This window comes from Xylanimonas protaetiae, assembly GCF_004135385.1.
Lineage (GTDB): Bacteria > Actinomycetota > Actinomycetes > Actinomycetales > Cellulomonadaceae > Xylanimonas > Xylanimonas protaetiae.
The window spans coordinates 3,648,097-3,668,035 of sequence record NZ_CP035493.1; the positions used below are offsets into that span (position 1 = coordinate 3,648,097).

13 protein-coding genes and 1 pseudogene are annotated in these 19,939 nt (G+C 74.1%); 3 read left to right on the forward strand and 11 right to left on the reverse strand.

Going from position 1 to position 19,939, the window contains the following annotated elements:
* The first annotated feature begins 68 nt into the window (after positions 1-68).
* Positions 69-1,349, forward strand: coding sequence for a GNAT family N-acetyltransferase (locus ET471_RS16965; protein ID WP_129190269.1), 1,281 nt, complete (start codon positions 69-71; stop codon positions 1,347-1,349).
* Between the two features lie 65 nt (positions 1,350-1,414).
* Here the strand turns inward: ET471_RS16965 and ET471_RS16970 are convergent, their stop codons facing one another.
* From ET471_RS16970 to ET471_RS17000, 7 genes and pseudogenes are all read right to left on the reverse strand, one after another.
* Entirely contained in the window at positions 1,415-3,886 is a 2,472-nt protein-coding gene (locus ET471_RS16970) for a glycogen/starch/alpha-glucan phosphorylase (RefSeq protein ID WP_129190271.1), read from the reverse strand.
* A gap of 102 nt (positions 3,887-3,988) precedes the next feature.
* Positions 3,989-7,354, reverse strand: coding sequence for an ATP-binding protein (locus ET471_RS16975; RefSeq protein ID WP_129190273.1), 3,366 nt, complete (start codon positions 7,352-7,354; stop codon positions 3,989-3,991).
* Positions 7,351-8,055: a DUF4194 domain-containing protein gene (locus tag ET471_RS16980; RefSeq protein ID WP_129190275.1), complete on the reverse strand. Its 705-nt coding sequence runs from the start codon at positions 8,053-8,055 to the stop codon at positions 7,351-7,353. Before ET471_RS16980 ends, ET471_RS16975 begins: the two co-directional genes overlap by 4 nt.
* Entirely contained in the window at positions 8,052-9,542 is a 1,491-nt protein-coding gene (locus ET471_RS16985; protein ID WP_129190277.1) for a DUF3375 domain-containing protein, read from the reverse strand. The genes ET471_RS16980 and ET471_RS16985 overlap by 4 nt, the downstream gene beginning before the upstream one ends.
* A 20-nt stretch (positions 9,543-9,562) precedes the next feature.
* A pseudogene (leuS, locus tag ET471_RS16990) lies at positions 9,563-12,519 on the reverse strand (leucine--tRNA ligase).
* Between the two features lie 169 nt (positions 12,520-12,688).
* Positions 12,689-13,636, reverse strand: a complete 948-nt coding sequence (locus ET471_RS16995; RefSeq protein ID WP_129190279.1) for an aldo/keto reductase — start codon at positions 13,634-13,636, stop codon at positions 12,689-12,691.
* Positions 13,637-13,689: 53 nt separating this feature from the next.
* Complete coding sequence (locus tag ET471_RS17000; RefSeq protein ID WP_129190281.1) at positions 13,690-14,427, reverse strand: SDR family oxidoreductase; 738 nt, start codon at positions 14,425-14,427, stop codon at positions 13,690-13,692.
* Between the two features lie 120 nt (positions 14,428-14,547).
* Between ET471_RS17000 and ET471_RS17005 the strand changes: the two genes are divergently transcribed.
* Complete coding sequence (locus ET471_RS17005; protein ID WP_129190282.1) at positions 14,548-15,165, forward strand: TetR/AcrR family transcriptional regulator; 618 nt, start codon at positions 14,548-14,550, stop codon at positions 15,163-15,165.
* On the opposite strand, the gene ET471_RS17010 is transcribed toward ET471_RS17005, so the two are convergent.
* Positions 15,162-15,866: a metal-dependent transcriptional regulator gene (locus ET471_RS17010; protein ID WP_129190284.1), complete on the reverse strand. Its 705-nt coding sequence runs from the start codon at positions 15,864-15,866 to the stop codon at positions 15,162-15,164. The genes ET471_RS17005 and ET471_RS17010 overlap by 4 nt on opposite strands.
* Before the next feature lie 9 nt (positions 15,867-15,875).
* A complete protein-coding gene (locus ET471_RS17015; protein WP_129190286.1) occupies positions 15,876-17,687 on the reverse strand; it encodes a metallophosphoesterase in 1,812 nt (603 codons plus the stop codon).
* An 83-nt stretch (positions 17,688-17,770) separates the two neighbouring features.
* Here ET471_RS17015 and ET471_RS17020 point away from each other — a divergent pair, with 83 nt between their 5' ends.
* Positions 17,771-18,349, forward strand: a complete 579-nt coding sequence (locus ET471_RS17020) for an SRPBCC family protein (protein ID WP_129190288.1) — start codon at positions 17,771-17,773, stop codon at positions 18,347-18,349.
* On the opposite strand, the gene ku is transcribed toward ET471_RS17020, so the two are convergent.
* Positions 18,282-19,085 (reverse strand): non-homologous end joining protein Ku, encoded by an 804-nt coding sequence (gene ku, locus ET471_RS17025; protein ID WP_129190291.1) that lies wholly within the window; start codon positions 19,083-19,085, stop codon positions 18,282-18,284. The two genes, ET471_RS17020 and ku, sit on opposite strands and share 68 nt — an antisense overlap.
* Positions 19,086-19,117: 32 nt before the next feature.
* Positions 19,118-19,831, reverse strand: coding sequence for a GTP pyrophosphokinase (locus ET471_RS17030; RefSeq protein ID WP_129191110.1), 714 nt, complete (start codon positions 19,829-19,831; stop codon positions 19,118-19,120).
* Positions 19,832-19,939: the final 108 nt, after the last annotated feature.

Below are 19,939 nucleotides of genomic sequence, written 5' to 3' on the forward strand. Positions count from 1 at the left end.
AGGCGGGCGCAGGTATTCCCGCGCCTTATGCCCTCGCGGCCGGCGCCCGCCCGGGGAACGATCGGCCCATGACCGCTTCCCTGCCCGCAGGCCACCGCTTCGAGGCGCTCGACGCCGACCGCCTGCGCGACGTCCTCGTGCTCGACACCTGGGCGTTCCCCAGCCCCGCACCGCTCGACGACTTCCCCGCCGACGCCTTCCCGCTCGCGTGGGACCGCACCGTCGGCGTCGTCGCGCCCGACGCCCGCGACGGGGAGCTCGCCGCGATGTACTCGTCGTACCCCTTCCGGGCGTTCCCCGTGCCGGGCGCGACGACGGCAGCCGGCGGCCTGACCTGGGTGGGCGTGCACCCGCAGCACCGGCGGCGCGGCATCCTCACCGCCATGATCGACGCGCACCTCGCCGAGTGCGCCGCCCGCGGGGAGGCCTTCTCCGCGCTCTTCGCCGCCGAGCACGCCATCTACGGCAGGTTCGGCTACGGGCGCGCGGCCGACGACCTGCGCCTGGAGATCCCGCGCGGCGCCGCCCTGCGCGACGTCCCCGGCGCCGACGCGCACACCGTCCGCGTCGAGCTCGCCTCGCGCGAGGCGCACGGCGACCTCGTCGACCGCGTCCACCGCCGGGCCGGCCTGGGCGTGGGCGGCGTCAACCGCCCCGGCTGGGTGAGCCGGGAGACCGCCGGGCTCCAGGCCGCGTTCTGGGACGACTCGCCCCTGCGGCGCGCCGGGCGCGAGACGCAGCGCGTCGTCGTCGTCGAACGCGATGGCGAGCCGCGCGGCTACGCGCGCCTGCGCCGCAAGCTCGACTGGGAGACCGCCGGCCCGCGCGGCCGCGTCGACACGGGCGAGGTCGTCGCGCTCGACGCCGCCGCCGCGCGCGCCCTGTGGGGCGTGCTGCTCGACCTCGATCTCACCAGCGTCGTCGCGCCGTTCGTGCTGCCCGTCGACGACGTCGTCACGCATCTCCTCGTCGACCGCCGGGCGGCCCTGCCGCGCGTCGCCGACAACCTGTGGGTGCGGCTCGTCGACGCCCCGGCGGCGCTCGCGGCGCGGCAGTACGCGGCCGACGTCGACGTCGTGCTCGCGCTTGGCGACGAGCGGCTGCCCGCGAACACCGGGACGTGGCACCTGCGGGCGCCGGCGTTCGCGCCGGCGACGTGCTCGCGCACGGACGCCGCCCCCGACCTGGAGCTCGACGTCCGCGAGCTCGGCGCCGCCTACCTCGGCGGCACGTCGCTCGCCGCACTGGCGGCGTCGGGCCTGGTCACGGAGCGAACCCCGGGCGCCCTCGCGCGCGCCGCCGCGGCGTTCGCGTGGCCGCTGGCGCCCGGGTGCAGCTGGATCTTCTGACGCGCGGGCGCCGACGGCGCCGCACCCGTGTGGGTACGGCGCCGTCCTCGTGCACGTTGTCGGGCTCAGCCCTCGATCGGGACCGGGCTCGCGTGCCAGATGCGGTCCAGGTAGTCCTGCATCGAGCGGTCCGAGCTGAAGAAGCCCGTGCGGGCCACGTTCAGCACGGCCGACCGGCTCCAGGCCTCCTGGTCGCGGTAGTACGTGTCCACGCGCTCCTGGGCGTCCATGTAGGACTGGAAGTCCGCGAGCACCATGAACCGGTCCTCGTGCAGCAGGTTCGAGACGATCGGCTCGAACACGCTGCGGTCGCCGCCGGAGAACTCGCCCGAGGCGATGAGGTCGAGGACGCGGCGCAGGTCCGGGTTCTGCTCGTAGTAGGACGACGGGCGGTAGCCGGCCTCCTGGATCGCGGACGCCTCCGGCTCCGTGAGGCCGAACAGGAAGAAGTTCTCGTCGCCCACGAGCTGGCGGATCTCGACGTTCGCGCCGTCGTCGGTGCCGACGGTCAGCGCGCCGTTGAGGGCGAACTTCATGTTGCCCGTGCCGGACGCCTCCTTGCCGGCGAGCGAGATCTGCTCCGACAGGTCGGCGGCCGGGACGAGGGTCTCGGCGACGGTCACGTTGTAGTTCGCCGGGAAGGCCACGCGCAGCGCCTGCGACACGACGGGGTCGCCGTTGACGCGCGCCCCGACGTGGTTGATGAGCGCGATGATCTCCTTGGCCATCTGGTAGCCCGGGGCGGCCTTCGCGCCGAAGACGAAGGTGCGGTGCACCGTCGTCGCGGGGTCGATCGCGCCGGACTTCAGGCGGTCGTACTGCGAGACGACGTGCAGCACCTTGAGGAGCTGGCGCTTGTACTCGTGCAGGCGCTTGACCATGACGTCGAGCATCGTGTCGGGGTCGATGTCGATGCCGTCGCGGTTCTTGAGCAGCGTGACCAGACGGTCCTTGTTGCCGCGCTTGATCTCGCGGAACCGGCGACGGAACTCGGCGTCGTCGGCGAACGGCTCGAGCTCGGACAGGCGGCTCAGGTCGGTGACCCAGCCGTCGCCGATCGCCTCGGTGATGAGGGCCGACAGGCCCGGGTTCGCCAGGCGCACGAACCGGCGCGGGGTCACGCCGTTGGTGACGTTGGTGAACTTCTCCGGTGCGAACGCCGCGAAGTCGTTGAGGACCTTGTCGCGCAGCAGCTGCGAGTGCAGCTCGGCGACACCGTTGATCTTCGTGGTGCCGACGCTGGCCAGGTACGCCATGCGCACGGCCCGCTCGGGGTACTCGGCGATGATCGACATGCGGCGCACGAGCATCTCGTCGTTGCCGAACTTGGCGCGCACCTGCTCGAGGAACTCGTCGTTGATGCGGTAGATGATCTCCATGTGCCGCGGCAGGAGCCGGGACATGAGCTCGACCGGCCACACCTCGAGCGCCTCGGGCAGCAGCGTGTGGCACGTGTACGCGAAGCACTTCTGCGTGATGGCCCACGCCTCGTCCCAGGCGAGACCCTTGAGGTCGACGAGGACGCGCATGAGCTCGGGGATCGCGATCACCGGGTGGGTGTCGTTGAGCTGGAACGCGACGCGCTCGGGCAGGTCGTGCAGGTCGAACCCGGCCTCGAGGACGCGCTCGACGAAGTCGTGCAGCGACGCCGCGACGAAGAAGTACTGCTGCTGGAGGCGCAGCTCCTTGCCCTGCGGCGTCGAGTCCTCCGGGTAGAGGACCTTGGTGATGTTCTCGGCGAACGTCTGCGCGCGCACGGCCTCGGCGTAGTCGCCGTAGTTGAAGATCTTCAGGTCGAACGCGTGCGTGGCGCGGGCGCTCCACAGGCGCAGCGTGTTGACGCGGCCGTTGAGGTAGCCGGGGACCATGTAGTTGTACGGCAGGGCGAGCACGGACCAGCCGGGCACCCACGTGGTCTTCTCGACGCCGTCGACGGTCGTGGTCTCGGTGTGGCCGCCGAACGAGATCTCGACCTCCTGCTCGGGGCGGGCGATCTCCCACGGCGAGCCGTTGTCGAGCCAGTTGTCCGGCTCCTCGACCTGGCGGCCGTCCACGAACGTCTGGCGGAAGATGCCGAACTCGTAGCGGATGCCGTAGCCGATCGCGGGGATGTTCATCGTCGCGAGGGAGTCGATGAAGCACGCGGCGAGGCGGCCGAGGCCACCGTTGCCGAGGCCCGGCTCGACCTCGGCGGCGCGCAGCTCGTCGAGGCTCAGGCCCAGGCCGGCGAGGCCCTCGGCGGCGATCTCCTCGAGGCCCGACGCGATGAGCGCGTTGTCGAGCTGGCGACCGAGCAGGAACTCGGCGGAGAGGTAGGCGACGGCGCGCGCGGGCTCGTGGTACTGCTGCGTCACGGTCCGGTTCCAGCGCGACATCAGGTACGAGCGCACGGTCCGCGCGAGCGCGAGGTACTTGTCGTTGGTCGAGGCACGCTCGAGCGTGGTGCCCTGGGTGTACGTCAGCTCGCGCAGGTACTGGCGCGTGAAGCCTTCGACGTTCAGCTCGGGGCTGGCGATGAGGGGGGTCGTCTCGGTCACGGTTTGACAGTACAAGCCACGCCCGCGGCCAGCACCAGCAGCGGCCCATTGTGAGCCCCCGGGCCGGGCGTCCGCGGACGGCCGCCCGGCGGCGCCCCACCGTCAGCTCGCCGGCTCCCCGTCCAGCCCGACGACGGCGCGCGCCCGCGAGCGCCCGCTCGCGTCCTTCACGACGACGTAGGAGGCCTCGACGTGGGGCTCGAGCGCGCTCACCTTGTCGTTGGGCGCGCCGACGACGAGCTGGAACCCGAGCCCGCGCCACGCCCCCACGGCACGCCCGGAGAACTGGGCGTCGGCCTTGATGAGGGCCTCGTCGAGGAACACGGGCGCGTACCGGGGCCGCGCGGCGCCGGCGTCGCCGAGCTGGTAGCGCAGGGCCGCGCCGACGATGAAGGCGACGAGCTCCTGCGACTCGCCGCCGGACTTCTCCCCGATGTGGTCGTAGAGCGCGACGTGGGTGCCGTCGAGGTCGACCTTCTCGGCGGCCAGGCGCACGTGCCGGCGCACGTCGACGAGGTCGGCGAAGTCGGGGGCGGTGCGGCGCATGCGGTCGACGAGGCGGGCCATGCGGGCGTAGCGCACCTCGCGCTCGGCGTCGGTGGCCTGCTCGCCGAGGAGCGTGCGCACGGCCCGCAGCTCCTTGCGGAACCCCGTGACCAGGGCGGACTGCGTCTGGTGGGCGTCGATGCGCAGGCGGTGCACGTCGTCGGCGAACGGCAGGCCGGCGAGGATCTCGTTGACCGGGGCGATGCGGTCGGTGATCTCGCGGACCGCGCGGGCCATGGTGTGCTCGAAGTCGGTGAGGTCGGCGCCGGAGAGCCGCAGCAGGCTCTTGCGCCAGTCGGCCTCGAGCTCGTGCAGGCGGGCGGTCTCGAGCGTCGTGAGCACGCGCTCGAAGTCGGGGTAGCTCGCGTCCGGGTCGGTGCCCAGGTTCGGGTCGTCCCACTGCCGCAGGAACGCCTCGAACGTCGCCCGCAGGGCGTCGGTGCTGGTCGCGGCCTCGAGGCGGGCGGTCTCGGTGTCGTGCACGAGCCGGTCCGCGACGCGGCCGACGACGTCGTCGAAGGCCCGGAGCGCGGCGGCGGGGTCGCCGCCGGCCGGGTCGCCGGGTGCGTCCGCGACGAGCGCGTCGAGGTAGGCCCGCTGCTCGTCGTCCACGGAGCCGCCGCGGTCGTCCGCGTCGTCGAGCGCACGCTGGGCGACGTCGACGGCGTCGCTGACCTGCTCCCACTCGCGCTCGAGCGCGGCGGCGGCGGCCTTGGCCGAGCCGAGGTCCTGCTGGAGCGCGCCGACGAGCGCGTCGAGCTCGCGCGAGCGCGCCTCGAGCCCGCCGAGGTCGCCGTTGTCGTCACGGACCTTGTCGATCACGTCGGTCCACCGGTCGAGCTCGCCCTGCGCGCCGACGACGTCGACCTGCTCCCAGGCGAGGTCGACGACGACGCGGGCCGCGGCGACGTCCTCCTCGTGCGCGTCGAGGCGCAGGTCGGCGCCGCGCAGCGCCTCGGACGCCTTGACCAGGGCCTCCTTCGCCGCGGCGACCTGCTCGTCGAGGTGGGCAAGGCGGCGCGAGTTCGTGAAGCCCAGCACGTTGGCGCGGCCCTGGCCGCCGTGCGCACCGCGGGCGCCCTCGCTCGTCTGGCCGGCGCGGGTCAGCGCCTTGCCGTGGCGGGCGAGCCGGTCGGCCGACTCCACGCAGACGTACGCGTACCGCTCGGCCAGGCGGCCCCTGAGCCAGCCGTGGAACGGGCCCGCCTTGACGTCCAGGCGGCCGGGCAGCGTGCCCGCGTCGAGCGCGACGTCGCAGTCGAGGTCCGTGGGCACGCCCTCGAACCGGATGCGCTCGCGCGTGGGGACGGCCTCGATCGCGGCGCGGAACCGGTCCAGGTGGGCCTCGTCGACGAGCACCTGGGTGGCGAACCCGCCGAGGGCCAGGTTGAAGGCGTCGCGCCAGGCCTCGTGCTCGGTGCGCACCTCGACGAGCTCGGCGACGAACGGCAGGTCCTCGGCGCGCAGCCCGGCGGCCTTCGCGAGCGCGACACGCGCCGCGTGGAGGTGCTCGGGCACGTTGCCCTGCCGGCCGGCGAGCGCGGTCCGCTCCGCCTCGAGGGTGCGCACATCGCGCTCGGCGTCCTTGACCAGGTCGCGGGCGGTGTCGCGGGCGGCGAAGAGGGCGTGGCGGGCGGCGCCGTCGGAGATCCGCGCGTGCAGCGCGGCGGCGGCCTTCTCCAGCCCCGCCCGGGTGGTCACGGCGTCGTGCTCGAGCTGCGCGAGGGCCGCGTCGAGCTTGCCGCGGTCGCGGCGCACGGCCTCGAGGTGGGCGGTGGCCGTGGCGAGCTCGCGCTGGGCGTTCTGGAGCGCGGCGCCGCCCGACGTCCACAGCGTGGCGCGGGTGCCGTCGAGCTCGTCCTTGCGGGCGCTGACGCTCGCCTGGAGGTCGGCGACCCGGGCGGTGGCGGCGCGCGCACGACGCTGGACGTCCTCCTCGACGCCGCGCAGCAGCTCCACGCGGCGGCGGTGCCGCCACAGCGAGACGGGCGAGGCGACGTCGTCGAGCGTGCCGACGCCCGCGATGACGTCGAGGCGGGCGCGCGCTGCGTCGACGGACGCCCGGTGCTGGCGGATCGGGGCGAGGACGCGCACCTGCTGCTGCGCGGTGAGCATCTGCGCGCGCGTGCCGGCGAGCTCGTCGAAGTGCTCGACGACGTCGTCGGCCTTGGCGAGCGTCTCGGGCTCCTCCAGCACCATGGCCTTGTAGAGCGCGTCGACCGTGGTGATCTGCTGGCCGGCCTGGATGCGGGCGAGCAGCGCGACGGCCTTGGCGCCGCCGCCCGCGGCGCCGATGCCGAGCGTCGAGTGCAGGCGGGCCGTGAGCTCCTTGTCGGTGTCGAAGCAGGTCAGGCCCAGCGCGGTGAGGGTCGCGCGGGCGAAGCGCTGCTCGGCGGGCGTCGTGAGGTCGCGCGCGTCGAAGCGCCCGGCGACCGTCGCACGGACCGCGACCAGGTCCTCCATGGCCTGGGTGCCCGCGGGCACGTACCAGGCGCGCACGGCCGTGAAGAGCGAGCCGGACTGGTCGGCCCACGTCATGGCGATGGCAGACCAGGTGTCGCGGCCGTCGCCGCGCAGCACGCGCTGCCGGGTGCCGTCGGCCGTGCGCGACTCGTCGATCTTGCCGCGCGCGTACGAGATGACGTTGCGTTGGTCCTTGCCGCGCGGGCGCCCGGTGACGCCGCCGTTCGACGCGCCGTTGAAGGGCGTCGTGTGCGGCATGAGCAGGGCGATGTACGCGTCCATGAGCGTCGACTTGCCCGAGCCGGACGCGCCGCTGAGCAGCGTGGCGCCCGGGGCGAGGACGACGCGGTGGTGGCCGTCGTAGCCGCCCCAGTTGACGAGCTGGAGCTCGCGGGCCACCCACTGCTGGCCCGTCGAGGCCGCGGGGATGAGCCCGAACAGGGAGTCGAGCATCGTCATTCGTCGTCCTCCTCGTCGTCGGCGGCCGCGCCGGCCGGGGCGCCCGCCGGGGCGCCGACCGAGGCGGCGGCCAGGTGCGCGCCGGAGCGCAGCCACGCGAGCAGCTCGCCGAGCCGCTCCACCGAGAGCACCACCTCGACCAGCGGCGTCACGCGGTAGCGGCCCTCGGACTCCTCCTCGAGGAAGCCCTCCTTGACCAGCCGCGCCACGGCCGCGCGGATCTCGCGCTGGAGCGCGGCCTGGTTCGTCTCGTGCGGGTCCAGGTACGTCAGCGCGGTCTGCTCGAGCTCCTCGGCGTCGAGCCGCGCCGAGCGCTCGCCGGCGCCCTGCTCGCGCTGGAACACGGTGCGCAGGTGCACCAGCAGGATCGTCTCGATGCGCGAGTACGCCTCGTCGCGCAGCAGCACGGGCACCTCCGTCTCGGCCGTGCGGACCTGCCGCTTGTAGGCCAGGCCGCGGTCGTGGTCGACGACGAGGCGCACGAACAGGTCGTGCAGGCGCGACTCGATGACGGCCTGGTGCGCGATGAGCGCCTTCCACTGGGCCGGGTTCGCGTCCGCGCGCAGGTAGCGGCGGCGCAGCAGGTTGACCAGGACGCGGCGCGCCTCGGCGTCGAGGGTGCCGGTGTCCCCCGCGAACAGCGCGGCGGGGTCGGCCTCCATGGGGACCGGCTCGATGAAGCCGGGGTCGTCGGTCGTCATCGGTCCTCCGACGTCGTGGGGGTGGGTTCGGGAGCCAGGACGACGTCGCTGAACGCGAGGCGGCGGCGCGTGCCGTCCGGGCGCACGGCGACGACCTCCACCACCTCGTCGGACGCGACGGCGCCCAGGCCGTCGGCGATCTCGAGCAGCCCGAGCAGGTCGACGGGGCGGCGCAGCGCCTCGGGGGCCGCGGCGAACGCCGCGGCGAGGCTGCCCTCGTGCGCCGTGAGGTGGCTGCGCAGGTCGGCGTAGTGCGGCCCGCCCCACGCGCGCGCGTGGTCGAGCGAGCCGGCGGCGTCGTCGTCCCACTCCGGGAGCGGGGCCGGGGGCTGGGCGAGGCGCAGGTCGTCGAGGGTCTCGCGCAGGCGGCCCACCTGGGCGCGCGGCAGGCGCGGCACGGCGTGCACGGGCTGGCCGCGGCGCGTCCCCGGGATCCACGCGGCGAGTTCGACGATGACGTCGCGCAGCAGGTCGTCGACCTGCCGGTCGCGCAGCGGGTCGTGGTGGCGCACCTGCGTGGTGATGACGCGCGAGGCCGTGCGCTGCGCGGCGAGGACGGCGTCGAGGCCCTCCTCGATGCGGCGGGCGACGCCCGCGAGCTCGGCACGCTGCCGGGCGGGCAGCCGCTGCGTGAACGGCTGCCGGAGGATCAGGTCGAGGTGGTCGGCGAGCGCGTCGAGCTGCTCCGGCTCCCCCACGAGCCGCAGGGCGCCGCTGAACGCCCGCCCCTCCGACGTGGACTCGAGCAGGTGCTCGGCCGCGTCGAGATACTCGCGCAGCACGTCGCCCGTGGGGCGCTCGTCCTGCCGCAGCGCGGTGACGACCTCGCGCTGGAGCGCCTTGATGGACTCGGCGACGCGCGCGAAGTCGGCGGGCAGCTCGCGCACGAGGTCCAGGACGTTCTCGGCCTCCTCGAGCAGCGTCTCGTCGCCCACGACGTCGACGACGCCCGTGCGCTCGAGCCGGTCGAGCTCGCGCGTGGCCCGTGCGACCTCGGCCCGGAGGCGGGTGCGGCGCGTGGCGACGTCCGGGTCGGCGTCCTGCGCGAGGCGGTCGACGGCGTCGAGCAGCGTGCGCACGCGCGACTGCGTGACGCGCGAGCGCGGTCCGCCGGCCCGGCCGGCGACCTCCAGGGCGCCGACGGCGTGGGCCGACAGCCGGTACACCTCGACGTCGTCCTCGCCGCGCGTGCCGCCGCGCTCCGCGGGCTCGACCTGCCGCACCAGCCAGCCCGCGTCCACCCACTGGCGGGCGAGGTCGCGGGCCGTGCCGGGCGGCAGGTCCTCGTGGCCGGCGGACCGCAGGCGGTCGAGGGCGTCGCCGAGCTCGGTGTGCGCGTCCGCGACGGGCACGCTCGCGCGCGCAGGCGTGAACACGGACGCCAGCAGCGTCACCACCAGGGGCGCGTGCCGCTTGTGGAGCAGCGCGAGCATCGGGCTCTGGAAAGCCCTCAGCGCACCCTCGTAGGCACCCTCGATCGTCGCCATGCAGCCGTCGGCTCGCCGTCTCAGACGACGATGTTGACGAGCTTCGGCGCGCGCACGATCACCTTGCGCACCGGCTTGCCGTCCATGGCCTTGACGACGTTCGGCTCGGCCAGGGCCGCGGCCTCGAGGTCGGCGTCGGAGATGGACGGCGGCACCTCCAGGCGGCCGCGCACCTTGCCCTGCACCTGGACGACGCACGTCACGGTGTCCTCGACGAGGTACTGCGGGTCGGCCACCGGGAACGGCTCGTGCGCCAGCGACTCGGGGTGGCCCAGCCGCGACCACAGCTCCTCGGCCAGGTGCGGCGCGACCGGGGCGGTCATGAGAACGAGCGGCTCGACGGCCGCGCGCGGCACCGACGGCAGCGCCGTCAGGTGGTTGTTGAGCGTGATGAGCTTGGCGATCGCCGTGTTGGGGCGCATGCCCTCCATCTCGGCGGTCACGTCGGCGATCGCGCGGTGCACGGCGCGCAGCGTCTCCGTGGACGGGGTCTCGTCGGTCACCGTGACCTCGCCCGTCTCCTCGTCGACGACGTTGCGCCACAGGCGCTGGAGGAACCGCTGCGAGCCGACGACGTCGCGCGTGTTCCACGGGCGCGACACGTCGAGGGGGCCCATCGACATCTCGTAGACGCGGAAGGTGTCGGCGCCGTACGCCGCGTACATGTCGTCGGGCGTGACGACGTTCTTCAGCGACTTGCCCATCTTCCCGTACTCGCGCTCGACGGCCTCGCCGTGCCACGTGTACCCGTGCTGCTCATCGCCCTCGACCTCGGCCGCCGGCACCGGGAACCCCTTGGCGTCGCGGTACGCGTACGCCTGGATGTAGCCCTGGTTGAACAGCTTGCCGAACGGCTCGACCGCCGAGACGAAGCCCAGGTCGAACAGCACCTTGTGCCAGAAGCGCGCGTACAGCAGGTGCAGCACGGCGTGCTCGACGCCGCCCACGTACAGGTCGACGCCGCCCGCGACGCCGCTGGTGGCGTTGTGGCGCGGGCCCATCCAGTACGACTCGAGCGCCGGGTCGACGACGGCGTCGCCATCCGTGAGCGTCGGGTCCAGGTAGCGCAGGTAGTACCAGCACGACCCCGCCCAGTTGGGCATGGTGTTGGTGTCGCGGCGGTACTGCTGCGGGCCGTCGCCCAGGTCCAGGGTGACGTTGACCCAGTCCTCGTTGCGGCCCAGCGGGGCCTCCGGCGAGGAGTCCTTGTCCTCCGGGTCGAACGTGCGCGGGGCGTAGTCCGGAACGTCGGGCAGGTCGACGGGCAGCAGCCTCTCGGGGATGGCGACCGGGCGGTCCTGCGCGTCCCACACGATGGGGAACGGCTCTCCCCAGTAGCGCTGGCGGGAGAACAGCCAGTCGCGCAGGCGGTAGGTGATGGTGCCCTCGCCGACGCCGTGCGCCTCCAGCCAGGCGATCGTCGCGGCCTTCGCCTCGGCGACGGCCAGGCCGTTGACGTCCAGGTCGACGACGCGCTCGGCGTCGGGCGCGGGGCTGTTGACCGTGACGCCGTCGCCCGTCCAGGCGCCCTCGAAGCCCTCGGGCAGGCCGTCCTCGGGTGCCACCGTGTAGATGACGGGCAGGTCGAAGCCGGCGGCGAACGCGTTGTCGCGCTCGTCGCCGCCGGGCACGGCCATGATCGCGCCGGTGCCGTAGCCCATGAGCACGTAGTCGGCGGTGAATACGGGGATGTGCGCGCCGGACAGCGGGTTGACGGCCAGGTGGCCCGAGAACACGCCGGTCTTCTTGCCGGCGTCGGCCTGCCGCTCGACGGCGGTCTTGGCCGCGGCGGCCTTGCGGTACGCGGCGATGGCCTCGACGGGCGTCGCGTGGCCGCCCGTCCAGACGCTCTTGGTGCCGTCCGGCCAGGCGGCCGGGACCTCGTCCAGCAGCGGGTGCTCGGGGCCACGACCATGAAGGTCGCGCCGAACAGCGTGTCGGGGCGCGTGGTGAACACCTCGACGGACTGGCCCGCGCCGGCGGCGTCGAAGTCCGACGTGCCGACGACGTGGAAGCGCACGTTCGCGCCGGTCGAGCGGCCGATCCAGTTGCGCTGCATCGACTTGACCTTCTCGGGCCAGTCGATGAGCTCGAGGTCGTCCGTCAGGCGGTCCGCGTAGGCGGTGATGCGCATCTTCCACTGGCGCAGCGCCTTGGTGAACACCGGGAAGTTGCCGCGCTCGGAGCGGCCGTCGGCCGTGACCTCCTCGTTGGCCAGCACGGTGCCCAGGCCGGGCGCCCAGTTCACGGGCGACTCGTCGACGTAGGCCAGGCGCTGGGCGTCGACGACGTCGCGCCGCTCGGTCTCGCTCAGGTCGGCCCAGGAGGTCCCGGCCGGGTGGCCCGGGACGGGACGGGTGCCCGCGGCCAGCTCCTCGCGCAGCTCGGCGATGCGGCGGGCGCGGCCCGTGCCACCGTCCGGACGCGCGGCGTCGGCGTCGTACCAGGAGTCGAAGATCTGCAGGAAGATCCACTGCGTCCAGCGGACGTAGTCGGGGTCGATCGTGGCGAACGAGCGGCGCGGGTCGTGCGCCAGGCCCATGCGGCGCAGCTGGCGCTGGTAGACCTCGATGTTCGCCTCGGTGACGCCGCGCGGGTGCTCGCCGGTCTGCACGGCGTACTGCTCGGCGGGCAGGCCGAACGCGTCGAAGCCCATGGCGTGCAGCACGTTGTCGCCGCGCATGCGGCGGAAGCGCCCGACGACGTCCGTGGCGATGTAGCCCAGCGGGTGGCCGACGTGCAGGCCCGCGCCCGAGGGGTACGGGAACATGTCCATGATGAAGTACGGGCTGCCGGTCGCGCCCGGCCCGGTGAGGTCGCCCGTCGGGTTCGCGGCGTGGAACGTGCCGCGCTCCTCCCAGCGGTCCTGCCAGCGCAGCTCGATCTCCTGAGCGAGGGCGGGCGTGTAGCGGAAGGCGGGCTCGCGAGAGCCTTCGGTGGCCGGGGTGGCGGCGGGCGCGGCGTCGGACGTACTCACGACAGCCGATCCTATCGGGCTGCCTGCCCAGGGACGGCGCGCCGGGGCGCCCCGGCCACGCTCGGGCGCGGGCCGCGCGCGGTCGGAGCGTGCCTTCCGGATCGGAACGTGCGATCCGCCGCACGTTCCGATCCGGGAGGCACGCTCCGAAGCCCGACGCCGCGAGCGCTCAGCGGCGGTCCAGCCAGTGCTCCTCCGCCGGGACCAGGCGCTCCAGCTCGTCGAAGAGCTCCGACGGCAGGTCGGCCGTCGCCGCGGCGACGTTCGGTGCGACGCGCGCGGCCGACGACATGCCGATGACGGTCGTCGCGAAGCGCGGGTCCCGCGTCGAGAACCGGATGGCCGCGACGTCGAGCGTCGTGCCGTACCGGCGGCAGACCGCACGCATGGCCTCGATCGCGTCGAGCGTGGCCTGCGGGGCCGGGCCGTAGCCGTACCTGCCGGGCACGCGCACCGGGTCGGTGAGCGCGCCGCCGCCCAGCACGGCGGCGTTGATGAGGCCCGCGCCGGCGGCCTCCGCGCGGGCGAGCAGGTCGCCCGCGGACCGGTCGGCGAGGGTCCAGCGGTTGTGCACGAGCAGCAGCTCGAACACGCCGAGGTCCCAGTAGCGCGACGTCACGCGCGTGTCGCCGCCCGCGAGGCCGATGTGGCCCACCTCGCCGCGGTCGCGCGCCGCGACGAGCTGGTCGACGGCGCCGCCGGGCGCCGTCATCGTCGCGAAGTCGTGGAACTCGGGGTCGTGCAGGTGGACGACGGGCAGCGGCCGGACGCCGAGCCGGTCGGCGGACTCCTCCAGCGAGCGCCGCACGCGCTCGCCCGAGTAGTCGCCGTCGAGCGGGTCCACCTTCGTGATGACCAGGGTCTCGGCGGGCAGCGTGCCGTAGGCCTGCAGGGCCTTCCCGATGCGGCGCTCGGACTCGCCGGCGCTGTAGCCGTTGGACGTGTCGATCGTCCGGATGCCGGCGTCGAGGGCGGCGCCCACGAGCTCGATCGCGTCACATTCCGGCACGTCGTTGCCGAACAGGGCGGGCATGGACCCGAGCGGGCCGCCGCCCAGGGTCACGGAGGTCACCTGGAGGCCGGTGGAGCCGAGCGGGGCGAGAGGCAGGGTCGTCACAGGGGACGATGCTGCACCCCTCCCGGCCCGGACGCCACCGTCCGCGCGGGCGGTCAGGCGACCTGGTCCGTGGGGCGCACGAGGATCTCGTTGAGGGAGACGTGGTGCGGCTGCGCGGCCGCGAAGACGACGGCGTTCGCGATGTCCGCGGGGTCCAGCGTGCGCATCGAGTCCCCCAGCGAGGCGGCCATGGCCCGCATGGCCGGGTCCGTGATGTGGGTGGTGAGCTCGGTCGCGGTGAACCCGGGCTCGACGACGACGACGCGGACGCCCTGTGCGGTGACCTCCTGCCGCAGCGCCTCGGCGAACGCCGTGACCCCGAACTTCGTGGCGGAGTACGCCCCGGACCCGAGGCTCGCGATGCGCCCCGACGTCGAGGACACCTGCACGAGCGTGCCACGGCTCGCGAGGAGGTGCGGCAGGGCCGCGTGCGCCACGAACATCGAGCCGAGCAGGTTGGTGCCCACCATGCGCTCCCACTCGTCGGGGTCGGCGCCCACGATGGGGCCGGACAGCATGAGCCCGGCGTTGTTGACGAGCAGGTCCAGGCGCCCGTGCTCGGCGACGGTGCGGGCGACGGCCCGGCCGACCGCGCCGCGGTCGGTGACGTCGAGGTCGACGGCGGTCACGGCCCCGCCGGCCTCGGCGACGAGCTCCGTGAGCCGGTCCGCGCGCCGCGCGCCGGCGACGACGCGGGCGCCCTGGGCGACGAGGGCGAGCGCGATGGCCCGCCCGATGCCCGACGACGCCCCGGTGACGAGCGCGACGGTGCCCTCGAGCTGCGTGTCCATGGTTCCTCCGCTCCGGCGGGAGACGTCCCGCGGTCGACAAACGGACCACTCGGTCCGTTTCGACACGACGATAGCACCAGAAACGGACCGCGTGGTCCGCTTGGTGCTAGCGTCCTTGCCATGAGCCTCGACGACGCCGCCCGCCCCGCGCGCTCCGACGCCGCGCGCAACCGCAGCCGCGTCCTGGCCGCCGCCGCGGCGGTGTTCGCCGAGGTCGGCGCCGACGCCTCCGTGGCCCAGATCGCGGAGCGCGCGGGCGTCGGCAAGGCGACGGTCTTCCGCCACTTCGCCGCCAAGGAGGACCTCCTGGCCGCCATCGTCGTCGACCTGCTGGACCGGCTCACCGCGACGGCGTCGCGCCCGGCCGGCGAGCCCGGCGCGGCGATGCGGGCGTTCATGGAGGCGGGCGTCGAGGCGCTCGTCCAGGACCGGGCCTTCTGCGACGTCATCGGCACGCCCTCGCTCGCCCGCGGCGAGGTGTGGGACGCCATCGCACGCCTCACGGCGGCCGTCGACGTGCTCGTCGCCCGGGCCCAGCAGGCCGGGCTGGTCCGCGCCGACGCCACGGGCGCCGACGTCGTCCTGCTGCTCGCCGGCATCCAGCAGACGGCCGCACCCCTGCTGCCCACGCAGCCCGGCCTCTGGCGGCGCTACCTCCAGCTCGCCCTCGACGGGCTCCGGCCAGGGGCCGCGCCGTTGGCCGCGGCGGCGCCGGCGCTCGCCGCCGGTGAGCGTTAGCCCCGCGTCACCCACACGCGCGACGCGAGGCGCGCCGGGACGTCGGCGGCCTCGCCCGCCCACGTCAGCGTGAGCGCGTCGCGGCGCGGGAGCAGCGCGGTGACGGTGAGCCGCACGTCGAGCGCGACGCCCAGGTCGGCGAGCGCCCGCAGGTCGGCGGGGTCGGCGTCGGAGATGCGCGCGACGACGCCCGACTCCCCCGCCACGAGGTCCGCGAGCGGGACGGCGTCGGGGCGCACCACGCGGCCGTCGGCCGCGGGGATGGGGTCGCCGTGCGGGTCGCGCACGGGGTGGCCGAGCAGGGCGTCGAGCCGCTCGACGAGCCGGTCGGAGACGGCGTGCTCGAGCCGTTCCGCCTCGTCGTGCACCTCGTCCCAGGCGTACCCGACGTGCTGGACCAGCCACGTCTCGAGCAGCCGGTGGCGGCGCACCATGACGAGCGCGTACCCGAGCCCGAGGTCCGTGAGCCCGACACCGCGGTACGGCTCGTGGGCGAGCAGCCCCTGCTCGGAGAGCTTCTGCACGGCCTCGGAGACCGTGGACGGCCCGACGCCGAGCCGGTCGGCGAGCTGGCCCGTGGAGACCTTGGCCTGCGGGTCGGCCACCCACTCCAGCGCGGACCACACGGCCTTGAGGTAGTCCTGCGCGACGGCGGTCAGCTCGGCCGGGTCGGGCCGGGGTCCAGGGGCTGCAGCGGGCACGCGGCGAGCCTACGGCGTCTCGACCGGCTCGCCCTCCGCGCCGTCGTGCTGGAGGTTGCAGTCCTCCCGGTCGATGCCCTCGGGCAGGTTCGCGCACTCGTCGGCGGGCTGGGCGGGCAGCGGCATCATCTGCCAGGGGCTGACCTTCGCCGTCGTGTCGGGGAACACCTCGACGAGCTTCCAGTCGACGAACCGGCGCTCGACCGGGTCGAAGCGCAGCAGCGTCATCTCGGCGATGCCGTGCAGGGGGCCCACGGTCGGCTGGCCGGAGAGCGCCCCCGCCGTCGAGCCGTTGACGTACCGCAGGCCCAGGCCCACGTCGGACGGGTCGCGACGGCGGTGCGTGTGGCCCGAGACCTGGAAGGGCACGCAGCCCGCCCGGAGCGTCGTGTCGCCGACGGCGGGCGTGTGGACGAGGAGCAGGTCGGGGTCCTCCGCGCAGGCCGTGTCGGCCAGGCGCTGGGCCGCCTCGTCGAGCGTCTCGCCGCGCGACGACGTCCCCGCCCCGACGCGGGTCTCGTTGGGGTCGCGGTCGCCGAGGATCCGCACGCCCGCGACGTCGACCACCGAGCCGTCGAGCACCGTCAGGCCCTGCGCGCGCTGCGCGTCGGACACGAGTGTGGAGTCGTGGTTGCCGTCGGAGACGACGTAGTCGACACCCTTCGGCCGGGCCGTGGCGAACGAGTCGACGCACACGCGCTCGACCGCGGTGCCGTTCATGGTGGTGTCGCCGGCGTCGAGGATCGCCTTGGCCCCGGAGCGCTCCGCGATGTCGCGGATCAGCGGGGTCATGCTCATGTTGCAGTGCAGGTCGGAGACGACGAGGAAGGTCACGAGGTCGTCCTCGGTCTCCTCCCGGTCCGCGGCCACCGGGGTCGCCGCCGGGGTCGCCTCGGCCGTCGCCGCCCCGTCCGGGGTCGCGGCGTCCGGGGTCGCGGCGTCCGGGGTCGCGGCGTCCGGGGTCGCGGCGTCGCCGGGCGACGGCTCCTCGGGCGCCGTCAGGTCGTGCCCGGCGAGGCCCGCCGTGCCCTGCGACGCGGCGGCCAGCGCGATGCGCTGGTCGACGCCGGCCTGGCGGTCCCACTCGGTGCGCAGCGCGGCGCGGGCGTCGGCGTAGAACTTCTCGTTGTCGCGGTAGATGCCCAGGAGCTGGGCGCCGTAGGTGTCGATGACGCCGGCCAGGCGCCCCGTCAGGCGGGCGCCCTCCAGCGCGGTCCCCGCGAACACGGGCGAGACCGGGGCGTTCTGCGGCGTGTCCCGGTCGTCGGCGGAGAGCGTGCCGCCCAGCAGCGCCACGACGCACACCGCCGCGGTGATCTCCCAGGTGCGCGGCGCGACGACGCGGGCGATCTCGCGGCGCCGGGCCTCGCCGACGAGGAACCACAGCCCGCCGCCCACCGCGGCGACGACGACGAGGGCCACGACGGTGCGCCGCACGGCGTCGACGACGAGCGCGTGCGTCACCTCGCGGATCGTCACGTCGGGCGTCGAGAAGAACTGGAGGTAGGACTGGAGGTCGTCGCTCAGGCCGTCGAGGGTGGTCGCCTGGTCGATCTGGAACAGGTCGGCGGGGATCTCGCGGATCGTGACGTCGACGCCGAGCGGCCCCGCGGGCGAGTCGATGCGCATGGTGCCCAGGGGCCCCAGGTCGGCGACGACCTCGCCGGACGTCGTGACCTGGTAGCGCGCCTCGTGCGGTCCGAGCGACAGGTTCGCGCCCGCCGTCGTCACGCCGAACCACGCGCTCGCGAGCACCGCGAGCACGCCCGCGAGGGTCCAGCGGACCCACGGGGCAGGCGAACGCCGAGCAGCCTTGGTCACTCCACCACCTTCTCCGACGACGTCAGGCGACAGCAAACCAGGCTCGTCGCGCCGCCGCCAGGAATGGCGCGCAAGATGCGGTCGTGCGTGACTTTCGTCTCGTGAGCCGCTGGCACGTCGACGCGCCCGTCGACGTCGTGTGGGACGTGCTCGCCGACCCGGCGTTCACGTGGCCGCGCTGGTGGCCCGCGCTGGCGGCCGAGGAGGTGGTCGCCTCGGGGGGCCGCACCGCCGACCGGTGGTCGCGCGTCCGGGTGCGCGTGCGCAGCCCGCTGGGGTGGTCGCTGCGGTTCGGGCTCGTGCTCAAGTCGTCCCACGAGCCCGTCGCCGGGCACGCCGGCCGCGCGCTGCTGCGCGCGTCCGGGGACCTCGTCGGCACGGCCGCCGTCGTCGTCGCCGCGCTGCCCGCTCCCCTGCCGGAGGACGACGACGACGGCGGCGCGACCGAGGTGACGCTCACGTGGGCGGTCGGCATCGGGCGCGACGACGTCGTCGGACGGGTGCTGTCGCTGCTGCCGCGGTGGGCGCTCGTCAGGGCGCACGCCGCGGTGATGCGGTCGGGCGAGCGCGGCCTGCGGGTCTGGCTCGAGCGGGTCAGCCCGACCTCCGCCGCGACTTCGCCTCCTCGACCGACTTCCGCAGGGCCTCCATCAGGTCGATGACCTCGGCGCCCTCGCCCTCCTCGGCGGCCTCGCCGAACGTCTCGGCGCTGCTGACGGCCTCGCCCTTCTCGATCTTGGCGTCGATGAGCCTCTTGAGCTGCACCTGGTACTCGTCCTCGAACTCGTCCGGTGCGAAGTCGCCCTCGAAGCTCGTGACGAGCTGCTGGGACATCGCGAGCTCCTTCGACGAGACGCGCACGGTCTCCTCGAGCGACGGGAACTCGGCGTCGCGCACCTCGTCGGCCCACAGGAGCGTCTGGAGGACGAGCACGTCGCCGCGCACGCGCAGCGCGGCGAGCCGTGTGCGCTGCCGCAGCGCGAACTTCACGACGGCGGTGCGGTCCGTCTCCTCGAGGGTGCGGCGCAGCAGCACGTACGCCTTGGTCGACCGGGAGTCGGGCTCCAGGTAGTAGGTGCGGTCCAGCATGATCGGGTCGATCTGGTCGGAGGGGACGAACTCCACGACCTCGATCTCGCGGTCCCGCTCGGCGGGCAGGCCCGCCAGGTCGTCCTTGCTGAGCACCACCGTGTGCTCGCCGTCGTCGTACGCCTTGTCGATGTGCTCGTACGGCACGACCTTGCCGTCGAGCTCGCACACGCGCTGGTAGCGGATCCGGCCGCCGTCGGCGTCGTGCACCTGGTGCAGGGGCACGTCGTGGTCCTCGGTGGCGCTGTAGAGCTTGACGGGCACGTTGACGAGCCCGAACGACACCGCGCCCTTCCAGATGGCTCGCATCACCCCATGGTGACGCGGGTCACAGGCGGGTGCTACCCCGCGGACCCGTGGGGGCGGTGCGGCGTGTCCGTCACGTCGACCGTGCGCATGAACGCCTCGATCATCTCCTCCGGGCCGAGCGCCTCCGCACCCGTCGGCTCCGCGTCGCCCGCGATGGTGCGCACCTCGTCGTGGATGCGCTCCATGGACGTGTCGAGCGACCACGCGACGTCGGCCGCGAGCTTGAGCGAGTCCGTCAGGTGCCGGGGCACCGACCGCCCGAGCTTGTAGAAGATCTTGTGCTCCAGGCTCGCCCAGAAATCCATCGCGATGGTGCGCAGCTGGATCTCGACGATGACGTCCTCGACCCGGTCCGACAGGTACACCGGCACGCGCACGATGAGGTGCAGCGACTTGTACCCCGTGGGCTTCGGGTGGGCGATGTAGTCGCGCTCCTCGACGACGGTGAGGTCCTGCTGCGCCACGATCATGTCGCGCACGCGGTAGATGTCGCTCACGAAGCTGCACGTCACGCGCACACCCGCGACGTCGAACATCTCACCCCGGATGCCCTGGAGCGTGAGCGGGATCTTCTTGCGGCGCGCCTTGGCGAGGATCGACTCGAACGACTTGAGTCGCGCGCTCACGTTCTCGATCGGGTTGTAGTCGTGGATGTGGCGGAACTCGTCGCGCAGGATGCCCAGCTTCGTGAGGACCTCGTCCATCCCGAACTTGTAGCTCAGCATCAGGCGTCGCAGGTCGTGCATGAGGCGCCGCACCTGGGCCGCGTCGGGGAGCGTGCCAGGGACGGCGAGGATGCCCAGCGCGGGGGTCGGCGGGGCGATCGGATCTGTCACAAGGTCACCGTAGGCCGT